The organism is Pseudomonas putida W15Oct28 (assembly GCF_000708715.2).
Classification (GTDB): Bacteria; Pseudomonadota; Gammaproteobacteria; order Pseudomonadales; family Pseudomonadaceae; genus Aquipseudomonas; species Aquipseudomonas putida_R.
Genome location: NZ_JENB01000014.1, coordinates 75,537 through 92,423, shown reverse-complemented (window position 1 = coordinate 92,423; position 16,887 = coordinate 75,537). Strand labels below are relative to the sequence as shown.

The 16,887-nt window shown below is 65.0% G+C and carries 21 protein-coding genes; 13 read left to right on the top strand and 8 right to left on the bottom strand.

All coding sequences use genetic code 11. The features are described from left to right. Nucleotides 1-78 precede the first annotated feature (78 nt). From AK81_RS12165 to AK81_RS12150, 4 genes are all read right to left on the bottom strand, one after another. On the bottom strand, nt 79-591 hold the full coding sequence (locus tag AK81_RS12165) for a DUF3299 domain-containing protein (protein ID WP_043199378.1): 513 nt from the start codon (nt 589-591) through the stop codon (nt 79-81). Nucleotides 592-699: 108 nt separating this feature from the next. After that, nucleotides 700-1,965 carry an ABC transporter permease gene (locus AK81_RS12160; RefSeq protein WP_043199377.1) on the bottom strand — a complete coding sequence of 422 codons (1,266 nt, stop codon included), beginning with the start codon at nt 1,963-1,965 and terminating at the stop codon, nt 700-702. Next, on the bottom strand, nt 1,965-2,675 hold the full coding sequence (locus tag AK81_RS12155) for an ABC transporter ATP-binding protein (RefSeq protein WP_043199376.1): 711 nt from the start codon (nt 2,673-2,675) through the stop codon (nt 1,965-1,967). The genes AK81_RS12160 and AK81_RS12155 overlap by 1 nt, the downstream gene beginning before the upstream one ends. Next, the gene (locus tag AK81_RS12150; RefSeq protein ID WP_043199374.1) at nt 2,676-3,254 is read right to left on the bottom strand and encodes a DUF2796 domain-containing protein; all 579 of its coding nucleotides are present in this window, start codon (nt 3,252-3,254) and stop codon (nt 2,676-2,678) included. A 130-nt stretch (nt 3,255-3,384) separates the two neighbouring features. Between AK81_RS12150 and AK81_RS12145 the strand changes: the two genes are divergently transcribed. Beyond that, nucleotides 3,385-3,729, top strand: a complete 345-nt coding sequence (locus AK81_RS12145; RefSeq protein ID WP_043199373.1) for a hypothetical protein — start codon at nt 3,385-3,387, stop codon at nt 3,727-3,729. A gap of 137 nt (nt 3,730-3,866) precedes the next feature. Here AK81_RS12145 and trxA read toward each other — a convergent pair whose 3' ends face one another. The 3 genes from trxA to AK81_RS12130 are packed head-to-tail and all read right to left on the bottom strand — an operon-like array spanning nt 3,867 to nt 5,883. Continuing rightward, the gene (gene trxA, locus AK81_RS12140; RefSeq protein WP_043199370.1) at nt 3,867-4,739 is read right to left on the bottom strand and encodes a thioredoxin; all 873 of its coding nucleotides are present in this window, start codon (nt 4,737-4,739) and stop codon (nt 3,867-3,869) included. Between the two features lie 31 nt (nt 4,740-4,770). Beyond that, the gene (locus tag AK81_RS12135; RefSeq protein ID WP_019472337.1) at nt 4,771-5,430 is read right to left on the bottom strand and encodes a class I SAM-dependent methyltransferase; all 660 of its coding nucleotides are present in this window, start codon (nt 5,428-5,430) and stop codon (nt 4,771-4,773) included. After that, a complete protein-coding gene (locus AK81_RS12130; RefSeq protein ID WP_016484694.1) occupies nt 5,431-5,883 on the bottom strand; it encodes a YbaY family lipoprotein in 453 nt (150 codons plus the stop codon). A 106-nt stretch (nt 5,884-5,989) separates the two neighbouring features. On the opposite strand from AK81_RS12130, the gene nrdR reads away from it, so the two are divergent. The 12 genes from nrdR to AK81_RS12070 all read left to right on the top strand — a co-directional run bounded on the left by nrdR (nt 5,990) and on the right by AK81_RS12070 (nt 14,829). Next, a complete protein-coding gene (gene nrdR / locus AK81_RS12125) occupies nt 5,990-6,454 on the top strand; it encodes a transcriptional regulator NrdR (protein ID WP_009685710.1) in 465 nt (154 codons plus the stop codon). Nucleotides 6,455-6,456: 2 nt separating this feature from the next. Continuing rightward, complete coding sequence (gene ribD, locus AK81_RS12120; RefSeq protein WP_043199367.1) at nt 6,457-7,587, top strand: bifunctional diaminohydroxyphosphoribosylaminopyrimidine deaminase/5-amino-6-(5-phosphoribosylamino)uracil reductase RibD; 1,131 nt, start codon at nt 6,457-6,459, stop codon at nt 7,585-7,587. Nucleotides 7,588-7,629: 42 nt separating this feature from the next. Then, on the top strand, nt 7,630-8,295 hold the full coding sequence (locus AK81_RS12115; RefSeq protein WP_043199366.1) for a riboflavin synthase: 666 nt from the start codon (nt 7,630-7,632) through the stop codon (nt 8,293-8,295). An 18-nt stretch (nt 8,296-8,313) separates the two neighbouring features. After that, nucleotides 8,314-9,405 carry a bifunctional 3,4-dihydroxy-2-butanone-4-phosphate synthase/GTP cyclohydrolase II gene (ribBA, locus tag AK81_RS12110; RefSeq protein WP_019472340.1) on the top strand — a complete coding sequence of 364 codons (1,092 nt, stop codon included), beginning with the start codon at nt 8,314-8,316 and terminating at the stop codon, nt 9,403-9,405. 91 nt (nt 9,406-9,496) lie between these two features. After that, nucleotides 9,497-9,973, top strand: coding sequence for a 6,7-dimethyl-8-ribityllumazine synthase (ribH, locus tag AK81_RS12105; protein ID WP_003255395.1), 477 nt, complete (start codon nt 9,497-9,499; stop codon nt 9,971-9,973). Further along, nucleotides 9,970-10,470, top strand: coding sequence for a transcription antitermination factor NusB (nusB, locus tag AK81_RS12100; protein ID WP_016497782.1), 501 nt, complete (start codon nt 9,970-9,972; stop codon nt 10,468-10,470). The genes ribH and nusB overlap by 4 nt, the downstream gene beginning before the upstream one ends. Before the next feature lie 18 nt (nt 10,471-10,488). Beyond that, nucleotides 10,489-11,457, top strand: coding sequence for a thiamine-phosphate kinase (gene thiL, locus AK81_RS12095; RefSeq protein ID WP_043199363.1), 969 nt, complete (start codon nt 10,489-10,491; stop codon nt 11,455-11,457). Then, nucleotides 11,454-11,957, top strand: coding sequence for a phosphatidylglycerophosphatase A family protein (locus AK81_RS12090; protein ID WP_003255391.1), 504 nt, complete (start codon nt 11,454-11,456; stop codon nt 11,955-11,957). Before thiL ends, AK81_RS12090 begins: the two co-directional genes overlap by 4 nt. 15 nt (nt 11,958-11,972) lie before the next feature. Next, on the top strand, nt 11,973-12,716 hold the full coding sequence (locus AK81_RS12085; protein ID WP_043199362.1) for a substrate-binding periplasmic protein: 744 nt from the start codon (nt 11,973-11,975) through the stop codon (nt 12,714-12,716). Between the two features lie 267 nt (nt 12,717-12,983). Then, nucleotides 12,984-13,601, top strand: coding sequence for a GTP cyclohydrolase II (gene ribA, locus AK81_RS12080; protein ID WP_043199361.1), 618 nt, complete (start codon nt 12,984-12,986; stop codon nt 13,599-13,601). Next, nucleotides 13,598-14,017 carry a hypothetical protein gene (locus AK81_RS12075; RefSeq protein WP_016497785.1) on the top strand — a complete coding sequence of 140 codons (420 nt, stop codon included), beginning with the start codon at nt 13,598-13,600 and terminating at the stop codon, nt 14,015-14,017. Before ribA ends, AK81_RS12075 begins: the two co-directional genes overlap by 4 nt. Further along, complete coding sequence (locus AK81_RS12070; RefSeq protein WP_043199360.1) at nt 14,017-14,829, top strand: cobalamin-binding protein; 813 nt, start codon at nt 14,017-14,019, stop codon at nt 14,827-14,829. Before AK81_RS12075 ends, AK81_RS12070 begins: the two co-directional genes overlap by 1 nt. Here AK81_RS12070 and AK81_RS12065 read toward each other — a convergent pair. Continuing rightward, nucleotides 14,807-16,678, bottom strand: coding sequence for a TonB-dependent receptor domain-containing protein (locus tag AK81_RS12065; RefSeq protein ID WP_043199358.1), 1,872 nt, complete (start codon nt 16,676-16,678; stop codon nt 14,807-14,809). The two genes, AK81_RS12070 and AK81_RS12065, sit on opposite strands and share 23 nt — an antisense overlap. Between the last annotated feature and the right edge of the window lie 209 nt (nt 16,679-16,887).

Here is a 16,887-nt window from a genome sequence, read left to right as displayed (position 1 = left end):
AGTCCAATGGTACGGAGCTGTTTAAACAGAAAGTTTGACCCAGCTCAAAGAAGCGTCTTCACGAATTCGAAACAGTTCTCATCTCAGCTCATAAACGTATATTTTCTCGGCTTCCATCTGGTAGCCGGCGTCGGCCAGTTCGCTGCTGGAGGCTCTAACCTGCATCTTTCCCTCGATCCAGTAGGGCTGGTACAGGTCTTCGACGCGCACGCCCATCTCGCTGAAAATATGCACGATCTGGTTCGACGGCGGGGGCGGCACGTGGATGCACGCACCGTAGTAAGGGACCAGCAGGAATTCGGTGGTGCGGCCTTCTTCGCTCACCTCCAGCGGCACGATGTAGCCAGGCAGCTTGACCTGCTGGCCGTCGAGGCTTTTCACCACCGGGGCGTCGGGGGCTTGCTGGCGCGCGGCTGGGGCGGACTCGGCAGACAGGGCGTTGCTGAGCTGCGACATGTCGTGCAGCGGCGCCAGCTGCGGCGGAATGACCGGGGCGCCCTCAGGGATCAGGGCGGGCCAGTCCAGCTCCTTGGGTTCGGCGGCCCATAGAGGCATTGCTATCAGCAACAGCAGGGCCAGCAGCATGTGCATTGCCGGCCTCTTCATAGGTCCTCTAAAAAGCCTGAGGCTTGTGGATAACCCTGTGGGAGCGGGCGTGCCCGCGAAGCAGGCGGTGAGGTTTCTGATCATTACGGGGTCTCAGAGGTGGATCGACAAACCATCGGCCAGCGACTGCCGATAGGCCCGCCACGCCGGCACGCTGCCCATCAGCAACGCCGCCCCCAGGATGATAGCCAGCAAGGTCCATTCATGAGCACTGGGCAGTGCCAATGGCAGATACAAGCCATAGCTGGCCTGCACGTACCCCTGCGCCAGGGCAATCCCCGCATACAGCAAGCCAAGCCCGGCCACGATCCCGACCGCTGCCAGTGACAGCGCTTCCAGCACCAGCAGCCCCGCAATATGCCAGGGCCTGGCCCCGACCGAACGCAAGATCGCCATCTCCCGTCGGCGCTCGTTGAGGCTGGTAAGAATCGCCGTGAGCATGCCTATCAGGCCGGTCAGCACCACGAACAACGACACCACGAACAACGCTTGTTCCGCCGTGCCCATCAGGCTCCACAGCTCTTGCAGGGCTACCCCAGGCAAGATTGCCAGCAACGGCTCGCTGCGGTACTCGTTGATCTCCCGCTGCAGGCTGAACGTCGCGATCTTGTTGTTCAGGCCCAGCATGAACGCGGTGATGGCGGCAGGTTGCAGGTCCATCGTGCGTGCCTGGTCGGCGCTGATGCGCCCGGCCCCTCGGGCCGGTACGCCGTTGTGCCAGTCGATATGGATGGCCTCCATACCGCCCAGGCCGATATGCAGGGTGCGGTCGACCGGTGTGCCGGTGCGCTTGAGCACACCTACCACGGTGAACGGCTTGTCGTCATGCTTGACCAGGCTGATGGCTGCCACGCCGTGGGCCAGCACCAGCTTGTCACCCAGCTTGTAGTGCAACGCCTCGGCCACTTCAGCGCCGAGCACCACCTCGAACGGGTCGCTGGCAAACTCACGCCCCTGGCTCAGTTCCAGATGCTGGCGGCGGCCGTACTGGTAATGGCTGAAGTAATCCGTCGTGGTGCCCATCACCCTGTAGCCGCGGTGCGAGTCGCCCAGCGAGATAGGGATCGCCCACTTCACTCGCGGGTCCTGTGCATAGTGCTGGAAGCTGTCCCAGCGGATGTTGTTGGTCGCGTTGCCAATGCGGAACACCGAATACAGCAGCAGGTTCACCGAGCCGGAGCGGGCGCCGACGATGAGGTCGGTGCCGCTGATGGTGCTGGCGAAGCTGGCGCGTGCTTCGGTGCGAACGCGTTCCACCGCCAGCAGCAGGCACACTGACAGGGCGATGGCAAAGGCGGTGAGAAAGGCGGTGAAGCGGCGGTTGGCCAGGCTGGCCAGGGCAAGGCGGAGCAGGTACATCAGGCCTCCCGGGGCTTGGCGGCGCGGTTGAGGTCGGCCAGGGAAAGGTGACGGTCGAACAGTGGCGCCAGGCTCTGGTCGTGGCTGACGAACAGCAGACTGGCACCGGCTGCGCGGCATTCATCGAACAGCAGGCGGATGAACGCTTCGCGTGTGTCAGCATCCAGCGCCGAGGTCGGTTCGTCGGCAATCACCAGTTCTGGCTGGCCGATCAGGGCGCGTGCGGCGGCGACCCGCTGCTGCTGGCCGATCGACAGGCTGTCGGCGCGGCGGGCGAGCAGGGCGGGGTCGTCCAGGCCCAGGTGGGCCAGCAGTGTGCTGGCCGCCTGGTCAACGCTGCCATGGCGCTGCTCGGCGCGGGCCTTGCGGCTTTGCGAGAAGCGGCAGGGCAGCTCGACGTTTTCACGTACCGAGAGGAATGGCAGCAGGTTGAACTGCTGGAAGATGTAACCCGTGTGATCGACCCGAAATCGGTCGCGGGCGCCCTGGCCCAGCTTGCCGAGATTCTGCCCTAGCAACTGGATGCGGCCCTGGGCCGGTACGTTCACCCCGCCCAACAAGCCGAGCAAGGTGGTCTTGCCGCTGCCACTGGGGCCCTTCAGGAACAGAGCCTCACCAGCGCCCAGGCGAAATGCCGGGATATCCAGCAGCGGCGGCTGACCTGGCCAGGCGAACACCAGGTCATGCAGTTCGATCAACGGCTGGCTCATTCAGAAGGCGACCGCTGCCTTGGCCGGCGTGGTTTCCACGCCTTTCTGGCCGTTGGGGCCGATCAGTTGCACGTTGATTTTCTGGGTGGCCGGGAAGGCCTTGAACAGCGGAGCCAAGTCCACCTGTGCCAGTTTGTCGGGGTTGGCGCAGGTCAGTTGGTAATGGGCGCCGATGTCGCTGTGCTGGTGGCCATGCGCGTGCTCGTCACCCTCGTCGTCGGCTTTGGCGGCGTCACCAAACAGTGGGCTTTCCAGCTCCTGCTGTTCTTCCTTGCAGTTTGCTGCTGCAGAAAGGCCGAACAGCTTGAGGGGTTGTTCCAGTTGCTGGCGCACGGCAGCGACCTTGGCCTTGTCGGCATCGTTGCTGGCGGCATGCTCGAAGCCCACCAGGTTCATTGCCGGGCTGTCCAGTTCCAGCTCCAGGGTGTTGCCATCAAGCACGACGTTGAGCTTGGCCACGCCATGCTCGTGTGCGCCGAGCGTGCCGTGGGCGTGGTCATGATCATGGTCGTCATCGTGGGCATGGGCCACGGCCAGTGGCAGCAAGGCGAAGGGCAGGGCGAGCAGCAGGCGACGCATGGACGACTCCGGGGCGGGCTGGAAGATTGAGTAATGTTATAACAACTTTTCTGCTTGCCGCCAGCCCGCGTGGCGAAGGTTTCATGTTGCGGTAGCATGGCTGCATTGACCTGGGCTCAAGGAATGCATCATGAGAATTCGTGGACAGATTGGTGACTGGCCGGTGGACCTGACCATTGAGCTGGCGCCTGAAGAGTGGGCGCAACTGGGTAGGCAAATCGAGGTGCCGGCAGTGGCGCAGGATGCTGCGACGGCTACTGTTGCGGCGCCGCGCCAGGATGACGGGCAGTGGACAGCAGCGCGTGATGTGCTGCGCCTTGCCGGGCAGATGAGCGGGCCGGAGTTGCTGGACCGGCTGGAAGGGCTGGCGGGGAGCACTGCGGCGGGCAAAAGACTGCTGGTGCGCTTGCGGCACAGCAGTGAGGTGAAGGTGGAAAGTGGCGCGGATGCGCCGGTCTATCACTGGGTTGGTTAAATTGGTATTGCCTGTTCTGGCCTCTTCGCGGGCACGCCCGCTCCCACAGGTAGGCCACCAGGCTTGAATGCAGTGGATGTCCTGTGGGAGCGGGCGTGCCCGCGAACGAGGGCGAAGCCCTCGCAAATAACTTCAGGTCAGAACATGGCCGCCGACAGCTTGCGACGATAAACGCCAACCAGCGGGTGATCCCCCCCCAGCAACTCGAACACCTGCAGCATTGCCTTCTGCGGCAGCCCGTTCTCGTAGCCACGGTTACGCTGGAACAGTTTCAGCAGCCCATCCAGCGCCGCCTCGTACTGCTGGCGGGCCAGTTGCTGGATGCTCAGCTGGTAAGCCGCTTCGTCGTCTTGCGGGTTCTGCGCCAGGCGGGTTTTCAGGTCGGCCACTTCCGGCAGGCTGGCGGCCTGGCGCAGGAAGGTCAGCTGGGCCTTGGCGCCGGCCAGGGCAGCCTTGTGCTCATCGGTCTTGACCGCATCCAGCACCACCTGGGCCTCGCCCAGTTCACCGCGTTCGGCCAGGCAGCGGGCGTACAGGATCAGCGCTTCGGCATTGCTGTTGTCCTCACCCAACAGCGCCTGCAACAGCGCTTCGGCTTCGGCAAAGCGGCTTTCGGCAAACAGTGCCTTGGCCTGCTCCAGTGGCGAAGCGGTAGGCGCAGCAGGCATCTGCACGTGCGGTTCGAGCATGGCGCGAATCGCCGATTCCGGCTGAGCCCCGGCAAAACCGTCCACCGGTTGGCCGTCCTTGAACAGCACCACGGTCGGCAGGCTGCGGATGCCGAACTGGGCAACCACCTGTTGTTCCACGTCGCAGTTGATCTTGGCCAGCAGCAGCTCGCCCTGGTAACCCTCGGTGATCTTGGCCAGCAACGGCATCAGTGCCTTGCACGGCGCACACCACTCGGCCCAAAAGTCCACCAGCACCGGCTTGTGGAAAGAGTTCTCGATCACCAGTTGTTGGAAGGTGGCATCGGTAGCGTCGAAAATGTAAGGCGTGTCTTGGGTCATCGCGACTCTCGCAAACTCGTGAATAGCACCACTATAAGGCGTCGCGGCTGGCGTGGTACAGGCTGACCCTGCGGAATTCGTGTGGCTCGGCCAGGTCCGGCAGGGTCAGTGCTTCGAGCACGCCCAACTGCTGGTACAGCGGGTGGCTGAAGTCGCGTACCCGCGAGTCGGCCACCAGCGCCTGACGGCCGCGACCGAGGAAGGCATCCAGCAGCGGCAGGTTGGCGCGGTCGTACAGCACATCGGCAACCAGGATCAGGTCGAAGCGGTCATCCTCGGCAAAGAAGTCGCTGCTGTAACTGAGTTCGACCCCGTTCAGCGCGGCATTGGCGCGGCAGGCATCGAGGGCCAGCGGGTCGAGGTCGCAGGCCACCACTTCCAGTGCCCCGGCGCGCGCGGCGGCAATGCCGGCGATACCGGAGCCGGCGCCAAAGTCCAGCACGCGCTTGCCGGCCACCCATTCCGGGCGCTCGGCCAGGTAGCGGGCCATGGCCAGGCCACTGGCCCAGCAAAAGCTCCAGTAGGGCGGCTCTTCAAGAATGCGCCGGGTTTCGTCGCTGCTGAAGGCGCGGTCCATGTTCTGGTCGTCGATCAGCCATAGCTTCAGGTCACAGCCGGGCAGCTCGCTGACGATCAGGCGCGCTTCGCCGATCAGGCCGCTGAGGGCCTGTTGCAGGGCCAGTGGCGCCACTTACGGCGCCTTCTCGAAACGCAGCGGGCCGGTGGCCTGGGTCTGGGCCTGGCTGATACGTACCGGCGGCAGGTGCATGATCAGCTGGCCGGAACTGCTGGCGCGGCCACGCAGCTCGACCCGCGCGCCGGCCGGGAAGGCCTCGGGGTTGAAGCGAAGGTGGTAGGGCAGGGCTTGCCCGGTGCCGGTCAGGTTGCTGCTGGCCAGCAGGCGTTGCGGGCGGTCGCGTTCGTCGATGACCAGCAAGGCCAGTTCCACGTCGGCACCGGCCGGGATTTCCAGCAAGGTGCCGCTCAGCTCGCGCTGGTAGGCCGGCAACGGGCCCAGGACTTCGGCCGGTTTGGCCGAGCGGGTTGGCGTGGGCGCCGGGGGCGTATCGGTCTTCGGCCTGTCGCTGCCGCAAGCGGCGAGCAGGGCGGCGCAGCACAGCACGACGAGCGCTCGGTAGTGCATGGGGGAGTCCTTAACGGGCAGATTTCCCATGGATGTTAACCCCTTTGGCTTGTCTTGCCAGTGCAATGCGCTACCATGGCCCTCCCTTTTTTTGTTGCCTGCCACCATGCACTGTCCCTTTTGCGGTGCCAACGACACCAAGGTCATCGACTCTCGCCTCGTTGCCGAGGGCGAGCAGGTGCGCCGCCGCCGCGAATGCGTGGCCTGTGGCGAGCGCTTCACCACCTTCGAAACCGCCGAACTGGTGCTGCCCCGGCTGATCAAGCAGGACGGCACGCGCCAGCCTTTCGACGAAGACAAGCTGCGCGCCGGCATGCAACGGGCCCTGGAAAAGCGCCCGGTCAGCGTCGAGCGCCTGGAAGCGGCGCTGGCGCACATCAAGAGCCGCCTGCGTGCCACTGGCGAGCGTGAAGTCAAATCGCTGGTGGTGGGTGAAATGGTCATGGCCGAGCTGCGCAAGCTCGACGAGGTGGCCTATATCCGCTTTGCCTCGGTGTACCGGCGCTTCCAGGACCTGGACGAGTTCCGCGAAGAAATCGACCGCCTGGCCCGTGAGCCGGCTAAAGAGTGAACATGCCCAGCCAAGCCGCCATCCTTGACGCCCACTACATGGCCCGCGCGCTGGAGCTGGCGCGCAAAGGCCTGTACACCACCCACCCGAACCCGCGCGTAGGCTGCGTGATCGTACGCGATGGCGAAGTGGTCGGCGAAGGCTGGCACGTGCGCGCCGGCGAGCCGCATGCCGAGGTGCATGCCCTGCGCCAGGCCGGTGAGCGTGCCCGCGGCGCCTGTGCCTACGTTACCCTTGAACCGTGCAGCCACCATGGCCGCACGCCGCCGTGTGCCGAGGCGCTGGTCAAGGCCGGCGTGGCGCGGGTGGTGGTCGCCATGCAGGACCCTAACCCGCAAGTGGCGGGGCAAGGCCTGCGGCGCCTCGCCGAGGCCGGTATCGAGGTGGCCAGTGGCGTGCTCGAAGCCGAGGCCCGCGCCCTCAACCCGGGTTTTCTCAAGCGGATGGAAACTGGCCTGCCGTTCGTGCGCGCCAAGTTGGCCATGAGCCTGGACGGCCGCACCGCCATGGCCAGTGGCGAAAGCCAGTGGATTACCGGCCCGGCTGCCCGTTCGGCGGTACAGCGCCTGCGCGCCCGCTCCAGCGTGGTGCTGACCAGCGCTGCCAGCGTGCTGGCCGACAACGCACGGATGACCGTGCGGAGCGCCGAGCTGGGCCTGGATGCCGAAACCACCGCCTTGGTACTCAGCCGCACACCGCTGCGGGTCTTGGTCGATGGCCGCCTGCGCCTGCCACTGGATGCGCCGTTCTTCCAGGCCGGCCCGGCACTTGTGGTGACCGCTGTCGCAGATGACCCGCGCTATGCCGCTGCCGGCCACGAATTGTTGAGCCTGCCAGGTGACAATGGCCAGGTCGACCTGCCGGCGCTGCTGCAGGCCCTGGCGGCCCGAGGCGTCAACGAGATCCTGCTGGAGGCCGGTGCCGGCCTGGTGGGTGCCTTTGCCCGCCAAGGCCTGGTCGACGAGTATCAGCTGTTCGTCGCCGGCACCTTCCTCGGCTCCCAGGCCCGCCCGTTGCTGGACTGGCCACTGGACAAGATGAGCGAAGCGCCGCGCTTGAAAATTACCGAAATGCGCGCAGTGGGCGATGACTGGCGGGTCACGGCCATCCCCCTGCCGGCGCCCGGCGTATAATGCCGGGCTTGCCCCGTGCAAACCGTTTTTGAGGAAGACCCCATGTTCACCGGCATCATCGAATCCATCGGCACCATCCGCAGCCTCACCCCCAAGGGTGGGGATGTGCGCGTCTACGTCGAAACCGGCAAGCTCGACCTGGGTGACGTCAAGCTCGGCGACAGCATTGCCGTCAACGGTGTATGCCTGACCGCCGTCGAACTGCCGGGCGATGGCTTCTGGGCCGACGTCAGCGTCGAAACCCTCAAACGCACCGCGTTCATCGACTTCAAGAGCGGCAGCAAGGTCAACCTGGAGAAAGCCCTGACCCCCACCACCCGCCTGGGTGGGCACCTGGTCAGCGGCCATGTCGACGGCGTCGGCGAAATCATCTCGCGCAGCGATAACGCCCGCGCCATCCAGTTCCGTGTGCGTGCACCCAAGGAGCTGGCCAAGTACATCGCCCACAAGGGTTCGATCACCGTCGACGGCACCAGCCTGACGGTCAATGAGGTCAATGGCGCCGAGTTCGAGCTGACCATTGTCCCGCACACCCTGTCCGAAACCATCATGGCCGACTACCGCGCAGGGCGTCGGGTAAACCTTGAGGTCGACCTGCTGGCCCGTTACCTGGAGCGCTTGCTGCTGGGTGACAAGGCTGCCGAACCGAGCAAGGGCAGTGGCATTACCGAAAGCTTCCTGGCCGCCAACGGCTTCTTGAAATCCTGATTGAGAAGGGGGTGCCGCGTGGCGCTCAACAGCATCGAAGAACTGGTCGAAGACATCCGCCAGGGCAAAATGGTCATCCTCATGGATGACGAAGACCGCGAGAACGAAGGCGACATCATCATGGCAGCCGAATGCTGCCTGCCCGAGCACATCAACTTCATGGCCAAGCACGCCCGTGGCCTGATCTGCATGCCGATGACCCGCGAGCGTTGCGAAACGCTGAAGCTGCCGCTGATGGCACCGCGCAATGGCTCGGGCTTCGGCACCAAGTTCACCGTGTCGATCGAAGCCGCCGAAGGCGTCACCACCGGTATCTCCGCCGCCGACCGTGCACGCACCGTGCAGGCCGCTGCGGCCAAGGATGCCAAGGCCGAAGACATCGTCAGCCCTGGGCATATCTTCCCGCTGATGGCCCAGCCTGGCGGTACCCTGGCCCGCGCCGGCCACACCGAGGCTGCCTGCGACCTGGCGCGCATGGCCGGTTTCGAGCCAAGTGGCGTGATCTGCGAAGTGATGAACGACGACGGCACCATGTCGCGCCGCGCCGAGCTGGAAGTGTTCGCCGCCGAGCATGGCCTGAAGATCGGCACCATTGCCGACCTGATCCACTACCGCATGATCCACGAGCGCACCGTGCAGCGTGTGTCCGAGCAGCCGGTGGAAAGCGAGCTGGGCGAGTTCAACCTGGTCACCTACCGCGACGCAGTGGAAGGCGACGTGCACCTGGCCCTGACCCTGGGCAAGATCTGCGCCGAAGAGCCGACCCTGGTGCGTGTGCACAACATGGACCCGCTGCGCGACCTGCTGCTGGTCAAGCAACCAGGCCGCTGGAGCCTGCGTGCTGCCATGGCCGCCGTGGCCGAGGCCGGCAGCGGCGTGGTTTTGCTGCTGGGCCACCCGCTGGACGGCGACGTGCTGCTGGCGCACATCCGCGAAAGCGCGGGCGATGCGCCGACCAAGGCTCCGACCACCTACAGCACCGTGGGTGCCGGTTCGCAGATCCTGCGCGACCTTGGTGTGCGCAAGATGCGCCTGATGAGTTCGCCGATGAAGTTCAACGCGATATCCGGATTCGATCTGGAAGTTGTAGAATACGTGCCCTCCGAGTGACTTGAGGCGGCATTGACGCCCTCTGCTCGAGTCCAGACCCCAGTCGAGGCCGCTTGTATGCGGCCTCGCTATTGAAGATGAGAATATCGGAATGACCCTGAAGACCATCGAAGGTACCTTCATCGCCCCCAAAGGTCGCTATGCTTTGGTGGTTGGCCGCTTCAACAGCTTCGTCGTTGAAAGCCTGGTAAGCGGTGCCGTTGATGCCCTGGTACGCCACGGTGTCAGCGAAAGCGACATCACCATCATCCGTGCCCCGGGCGCTTTTGAAATCCCGCTGGTAGCACAGAAGGTCGCCCAGCAAGGCGCCTACGACGCGATCATCGCCTTGGGCGCCGTGATCCGTGGTGGTACCCCGCACTTCGAATACGTGGCGGGCGAATGCACCAAGGGCCTGGCCCAGGTGTCCATGGAGTTCGGTGTTCCGGTGGCCTTCGGCGTACTGACCGTCGACTCCATCGAACAAGCCATTGAGCGTTCCGGCACCAAAGCCGGCAACAAAGGTGCTGAAGCTGCCCTGTCCGCTCTGGAAATGGTCAGCCTGCTGGCGCAGTTGGAGGCCAAGTGATTAGCGACGAAAGCGATCGTTTCAACCCGCGCGATCCAAAACCTGCGGATGCCGGCAAGCCCTCGAAAAGCGCCAAGCGCCGCGAAGCCCGCAAGCTCGCGACCCAGGCACTGTACCAGTGGCACATGGCGCAGCATTCGCTGAACGAGATCGAAGCGCAGTTCCGGGTGGATAACGATTTCACCGATGTCGACGGTGCCTATTTCCGTGAAATCCTGCATGGGGTTCCGGCAATCAAGGGCGAAATCGACAAGGCGCTGGTGCCTTGCATGACTATGACGCTGGAAGAGCTCGACCCGGTCGAGCTGGCCGTGCTGCGCCTGTCCACCTGGGAGTTCATCAAGCGCGTCGACGTACCGTACCGCGTGGTGATCAACGAAGGTGTCGAGCTGGCCAAGGTCTTCGGTGCCACCGACGGCCACAAGTTCGTCAACGGCGTGCTGGACAAGCTGGCACCGTCGCTGCGTGAAGCCGAAGTCAAGGCGAACAAGCGCTGATTCTGGCGCTGTAGAGCCATGGGTGAGTTCGAGCTGATCAACCATTACTTCGCCGCCGCGCCTTGTGCGCAGGGCGGCGAGGGCGTGGCCCTGGGTATCGGCGACGACTGCGCCCTGCTAGCCCTTCCCCCCGGTGAGCAACTGGCGGTGTCGACCGACACCCTGGTCGCTGGGGTGCACTTTCCCGCTGTCTGCGATCCGCTGCTGCTTGGCCAGCGTTCGTTGGCCGTGGCCGCCAGTGACCTGGCCGCCATGGGCGCGACCGCGATCGGCTTCACCCTCGCCTTGACCCTGCCTGACGTTGGCCCTGACTGGCTGGCGGCCTATGCCGACGGCCTCAGCCGCATGGCCCACCGTTGCCGCATGAGCCTGATCGGGGGTGATACTACCCGCGGTCCGCTGAGCATCACCGTCACCGTTTTTGGCCGCGTTCCGGCGGGCCAGGCGTTGCGCCGTAGCGGTGCACGGCCAGGCGACCTGCTGTGCGTCGGCGGCGTGCTGGGCAAGGCGGCCGGCGCGCTACCACTGGTGCTGGGTGAACGCGAGGCGCCTGCCGAGCAGGCCGAGCCGCTGCTGGCCCATTACTGGTCGCCAATGCCGCAGCTCACCCTCGGCACGCTGCTGCGTGGCCGGGCCACGGCGGCGCTGGACATCTCCGACGGCCTGCTGGCTGATTGCGGGCACATCGCCAAGGCGTCCGGCGTTGCGCTGGAGGTGAACCTGGCCCAGGTGCCAGTGTCTCCTGCTGTAGAGGCGTTCCTCGGTCGCGAAGCGGCAGTGCAGGCAGCCCTCACCGGTGGTGACGATTACGTGCTGGCGTTCACGCTGCCGCCTGAGGCGCTGGCGCACCTGGCTGACTTCGGCGTTGTCGAGGTGCATACCATTGGCCGTGTGCTCGAAGGGCAGGGTGTCACCTTGCGCGACGCGCAGGGCCAGGACATCACCCCCGTTCAGCGGGGCTATCAACACTTTAGGGAGACACCGTGACCGACCACCCCAATCAGGTGCCTGCGGAGTTTGTTCCGCCTTCGGTCTGGCGCAACCCGTGGCACTTCATCGCGTTTGGCTTCGGTTCTGGCACCTTGCCCAAGGCCCCGGGTACCTGGGGCTCGCTGGTGGCCATACCGTTCATCCCGTTGTGGCAGATGCTGCCAGACTGGGGCTACTGGCTGTTGCTGGGCGTGAGCATGCTGTTTGGCTTCTGGTTGTGCGGCAAAGTCGCCAATGACTTGCGCGTCCACGACCATGAAGGCATTGTCTGGGATGAGATCGTCGGCATGTGGATCACCCTCTGGCTGGTGCCGGAAGGCTGGCAGTGGTTGCTGGCAGGGTTCCTGATGTTCCGCTTCTTCGACATTCTCAAGCCATGGCCGATCCGCTGGATCGACCGCCATGTGCACGGGGGCGTCGGCATCATGCTCGACGATATCCTGGCCGGCGTGTTTGCCTGGCTGGGCATGCAGGTTCTGGTGTGGGCGGTTGCCTGAACAGGGAGCGCGTGAATGGCCATAAGGACTGTGCTGCTGGCAATGCTGCTGAGCGTTGCCCCGTGGGTGGCGGCTGCTGAGGGCGTGCCGAAGCAGATACACCTGGTCAGCGAAGAGTGGCTCGACTACACCAACGCTGACGGTACCGGGGTGGCCTGGGATGTGCTACGCAAGGTGTTCGAACCGGCAGGGGTCAAGGTGGTGACCCAGAGCGCGCCCTACAGCCGTGCAGTCGGGCTGGTCAAGCGTGGCGAAGCCGATGCCTGGGTGGGCTCGTACAAGCAAGAGAACGACGACAACCTGTACCCGCGCTGGCACTTCGACATGGACCACATCTACGCCCTGGGGCTGGCCAGCAAACCTGCGCCTACGCCGCAGAATGTGGGCACGTATCGCCTGGCCTGGGTGCGTGGCTACGATTACGGCAGCTACCTGCCAGATGTGCATGAATTCCGTGAAATCCAGCGCCGCGAAGGCATTCTGCCGATGCTCGAGCATGACCGGGTGGATTTCTACATCGATGCACAGACCGAAGTCGATTATGTCCTGAGCCAGGCATCCCAGCCCGAGCGCTTCAGCCGTACCCATGTGGCCGAACTGCCGCTGTACCTGGCCTTCGCCCGCAACGACCAGGCCAAGGCACTGTGTGACCTGTTCGACAAGCGTATGGACGCGCTGGTGCGCAGTGGCGAGCTGAAGCCGATCTTCGAGCGCTGGAAGCAGCCGTACCCGTTCACTGCAGATAGCAGACCGCATTGAACCAACCCGCTTCATGATTTGGCGCGGACCCTGTGGGAGCGGGCATGCCCGCGAAAAATCCACCGCGGTGAATGGCACCGGCTACGCCGGTGTTCGCGGGCACGCCCGCTCCCACAAGGATTCGGGCAAGGTCCAGGATCGAGCGAGGGTCGCTGCTAAGCATCGAACTTTTCGATCTTAACCCACCGTATTCAGCCCGCCCACAGCCTGCAACCGGCTGATACAATCGCCCCACGAGAAATTTCCAACTTATTCCAGGAGCACAACGTGCCCGTCGTCTTTGTTGCCGCCTCTAAACTCCCGACGCCATTCGCGACCTTCACCATGCATGGCTTCCTCGAAGAAGCCACTGGCCGCGAGCACGTAGTGCTCAGCCTGGGTGACATCGCGGACGGCCAGCCGGTGCTGGGGCGCCTGCACTCCGAGTGCCTGACCGGCGATGCCTTGTTCAGCCAGCGCTGCGACTGCGGTTCGCAGCTGGAAGCCGCGCTGCAGGCCATCGCCCGTGAAGGCCGTGGGGTGCTGCTGTACCTGCGCCAGGAAGGCCGTGGCATCGGCCTGCTGAACAAGATCCGCGCCTACGAGCTGCAGGATGGTGGCGCCGATACCGTCGAAGCCAATGAACGCCTGGGCTTTGCCGCCGACCAGCGCGACTACGCCATCTGCTTGCCGATGCTGGAGCATCTGGGTGTGAAAGCCCTGCGCCTGATGACCAACAACCCGCGCAAGGTCAAAGCCCTGACCGACATGAACATCGTGGTTGCCGAACGTGTGCCGCTGCACACCGGCCACAACCCGCACAACCGCTACTACCTGGCGACCAAAGCCGGCAAACTCGGCCACATGCTGGGCAATGAACACCAGGGCGAGGTGCCCCAGGCGTGACCCGCGCCGAGGTCAAGCGGCGCCTGGCACTGGCCTGGTGGCAGTACCTGGCGATGGGCCTGGTGCCGCTGCCGGTCATGGCATGGGCCTTTGGTGGTGGTGACGCGCTGATCCCGGTGCTAGCCATGCCACTGTTCATCGCCGGCGCGGCGACCATGTTCCTCAGCTTGCCACGCTTCGGCGCCTACAAGCGGGCACTGATTGCCACCTCCAAGGTGCTCGGCACGGGCGAAGAGCCCGCTGCCTGGATCGAACTGGCGCGGGTGCGGCGCATGGCCATGCTGTATGCCTGCTTCCCGGCCTGGGTCGCCGCACTGTCGGTGCTGGTGGGCCTGGAGGCGGTGCCACAGATCCTGCTGGCGCTGTCTACCGTGGTGGTGCTGTACCTCTATCGCATTCCACGCCAGCTCGGCTGATGCGCCTGCTGCCAGGCCTGCTGGCGCTGTTCACCTGCACCGCGCTGGCCGCTGAACCCCTGCGGGTGGTCAGCCTGGCGCCTTCGATGACTGAAATCATGCTCGAACTGCAGGCCGACGACCTGCTGGTGGGCGTGCTCGACGGTGACGAGCGGCCGGCAGCGCTGCGCGACCTGCCCTCGGTCGGGCGCCAGGGGCAACTGAACATGGAGCGCCTGCTCAGCCTGCGCCCCGACCTGTTGCTGCTCTGGCCGGGCAGCGTGCCGCCTGCCCAGCGCGACCAGCTCAAGCGCCTGGGCATCGCCACCTTCAGTGCAGAACCCCATGATATCGACCAGTTGATCGGGCAGATCGAAGCCATTGCCGAGCGCATCGGCCGTGCCAGGCAAGGCCATCAGTACGCCCAGGCCCTGCGGGAACGGCTGCGGCAGCTGCGCCAGCAGTATCGGCGTGATGAGCCATTGCAGGTGTTCTACCAGGTGTGGGACCAGCCGTTGTACACCCTGGGTGGCCGGCAGGTGGTGAGCGATGCCCTGGCTGTGTGCGGGGCGCGCAATGTGTTCGCCGACCTCAGCCAACCGGCGCCGCAGGTGAATGTAGAGTCTGTGCTGCTGCGCAATCCACAGGTCATCCTGGCTGGCAATCCAGCGCAACTGGCGAGCTGGAAGGCCTGGCCGCAACTGCGTGCGGTTGCCGATGGCCGCTTGCTGGTGGTGCCCGACAAAGGCCTTGAGCGGCCCAGCGGGCAGATGATCGAAGCCACCGCCCGCCTGTGCGCGTTGCTCGCGGCTAAAGCGCCGGCGTCCAGGTAACGCTGAACAACAGCGTGCGGCCTTCTTCGCGGTAGGGGTGGTAGGCGCTCTCGTAGCTGTACAGGGCGCGGCTGTAAGTGTGGTCCAGCAGGTTATCCAGCTTCGCTTCCAGTTTCAGTTCGTCAGTGGCTGCCCAGCTACCGCGCAAACCGAGCAGGCCATAGCCGCCGACGCGGTTGCGGTTGGCCTCATCGTCATAGCTGCCGCTGACCGCTTGCCAGCCTGCGCCCACGGTGAAGCGCCCGAGTTCACGGTCCAGGTCCAGGCTCAGCGTGCGGCGTGCACGGCGGGCGAGGGTGTGGCCGCTGTCACGGTCGCGAGGGTCGATCAGTGCCAGGCCCAGCTGGCTGTGCCAGGCGCCCCATTGTTGCGCCAAGGCCATTTCGAAACCGTTGATACGGGCCGAGGCGACGTTGCGGGGTATCGAGTCCTGGCCGAACACGATCGCATCACGCAGGTCGGTGCGGTACAGCGAGGTTTCCAGGCGGGTGTCCGCCGTCAGCTGGCTGCGCCATTGCAGCTCGTAGCTTCTGGAGTGCTCGGGGTCCAGGTCCGGGTTGCTGAACTGGGGGTAATACAGGTCGTTGAAGGTTGGCGCCCGAAAGCCTTCGCTGTAGGACAGCAGCACATCATTCTGCGCGTTCAACGGTACGGTCAGGCTGCCGCTCCAGGTGGTCTGGCCGCCGAACTGCTGGTTACGGTCATGGCGCACGCCCACTTCGGTGGAAAACTGCTCGCCCCGGTAGCGGTGCTGAACGAAGACGGCGCGGTTCCAGCGGCTGTCCTCGGTGAAGTCGGTGCTGGCGTGCACGCGGTCTTCGTACCAGTCGCCACCCACCAGCAGGCTGTTCCGCTCGCCCAGGGCCAGGTCGTTCTGCCAGGTGACCTGATCACGGTAGGTATTGAACACGAAGCGCTCGGCGCTTAGCTTGTCGCGCTTGTCGTCGCGGTTCTCGCTGTGGGCCAGTTCCAGCCGTGAATGCCAGGCGTCGGTGGGCTGGGCATCGAAGTAGCTGCCCAGGCTGCTGACGCTGAAATCGGTGTAGGGCTTTTGGCCGAAGCTTTCGAAGGTGACCGGGTCGAAGCCGCCGAACGGGTTGTCGTATTCGCTGCGGCCACGGCTGTCGAGCAGGTTCAGCCCGGCCTCGAAGCGCTCACCGAAGGTATGGCTCAGGCTCAGGTTGAGCGACTTGTTGCGGTAGGCGTCGTGGTCACCATCGCTGGCGAACGACGGCCCGGTCGAGTCGATGCCGGCAGTTTCATCCAGGCTGGCGCCGAGGTTGAAGCGGGTTGCGCCATCCCCGCCTGAAAGCCCCAGGCTGCGTTGGAACGTCTGGTTGCTGCCGGCGGCCATGCGCAGGCGCGGTTGCAAGCCGGTGCCGCTGCTGCGCCGGGTGAAGATCTGGATCACCCCGCCAATGGCATCGCTGCCGTACACCGCCGAACGCGAGCCGCGCAGCACTTCCACCCGCTCGATCTGGTCAACGTCGAGAAACTGCAGGCCGCTGTCGCCGGAGGTGGCGTTGGCAATGCGCACACCATCCACCAGCACCAGGCTTTGTGCGGCCTTGGTGCCACGGATGAAGATGCCAGGCAGGCTGCCACGGCCACCGGTAGGCGCCACTTGCACGCCGGGCACGCGGCTGAGCAGGTCGGTGACGCTGGTGGGTTGCAGGCGGTCGATGTCGGTGCGGGTGAAGACGGTGTTGGCGGCGCTGGTGGCGGTGCGCGATTCGACCTGGCGGCTGGCGCTGATCAGCACGTCGGGGAGCTTGAGGGCGTCGTCGCGCTCAGTGGCCAGCAGCGGGAGGGGGAGGCAGAGCAGGGTGGCAAAGGTTGGGGCGTTCATGGGCAGTACCATTTTGCGAGGGCTGCGCCCTCGATCGCGACACAAGGCCGCTCCTACAAGAAGGGCGAGGCTTGGGGCGATTGGGTTGTGCGGCCTGTCAGGGCCTCATCGCCGGCAAGCCAGCTCCCACAGGTATCGCATAAGCCCGGGGAGCTGTGCGGTCGATGTAGGAGCGGCCTTGTGTCGCGATGGGCCGCAAAGCGGCCCCG

Coding starts and splice junctions, on each gene's coding strand:
- AK81_RS12085 (WP_043199362.1), top strand. CDS start 11,973: ATGGCCATAAGGACTGTGCTGCTGGCAATGCTGCTGAGCGTTGCCCCG.
- AK81_RS12070 (WP_043199360.1), top strand. CDS start 14,017: ATGCGCCTGCTGCCAGGCCTGCTGGCGCTGTTCACCTGCACCGCGCTG.
- ribD (WP_043199367.1), top strand. CDS start 6,457: ATGCCCAGCCAAGCCGCCATCCTTGACGCCCACTACATGGCCCGCGCG.
- AK81_RS12160 (WP_043199377.1), bottom strand. CDS start 1,965: ATGTACCTGCTCCGCCTTGCCCTGGCCAGCCTGGCCAACCGCCGCTTC.
- AK81_RS12130 (WP_016484694.1), bottom strand. CDS start 5,883: ATGCACTACCGAGCGCTCGTCGTGCTGTGCTGCGCCGCCCTGCTCGCC.
- AK81_RS12065 (WP_043199358.1), bottom strand. CDS start 16,678: ATGAACGCCCCAACCTTTGCCACCCTGCTCTGCCTCCCCCTCCCGCTG.
- nrdR (WP_009685710.1), top strand. CDS start 5,990: ATGCACTGTCCCTTTTGCGGTGCCAACGACACCAAGGTCATCGACTCT.
- AK81_RS12155 (WP_043199376.1), bottom strand. CDS start 2,675: ATGAGCCAGCCGTTGATCGAACTGCATGACCTGGTGTTCGCCTGGCCA.
- AK81_RS12165 (WP_043199378.1), bottom strand. CDS start 591: ATGCACATGCTGCTGGCCCTGCTGTTGCTGATAGCAATGCCTCTATGG.
- AK81_RS12115 (WP_043199366.1), top strand. CDS start 7,630: ATGTTCACCGGCATCATCGAATCCATCGGCACCATCCGCAGCCTCACC.
- ribH (WP_003255395.1), top strand. CDS start 9,497: ATGACCCTGAAGACCATCGAAGGTACCTTCATCGCCCCCAAAGGTCGC.
- AK81_RS12145 (WP_043199373.1), top strand. CDS start 3,385: ATGAGAATTCGTGGACAGATTGGTGACTGGCCGGTGGACCTGACCATT.
- thiL (WP_043199363.1), top strand. CDS start 10,489: ATGGGTGAGTTCGAGCTGATCAACCATTACTTCGCCGCCGCGCCTTGT.
- AK81_RS12150 (WP_043199374.1), bottom strand. CDS start 3,254: ATGCGTCGCCTGCTGCTCGCCCTGCCCTTCGCCTTGCTGCCACTGGCC.
- trxA (WP_043199370.1), bottom strand. CDS start 4,739: ATGACCCAAGACACGCCTTACATTTTCGACGCTACCGATGCCACCTTC.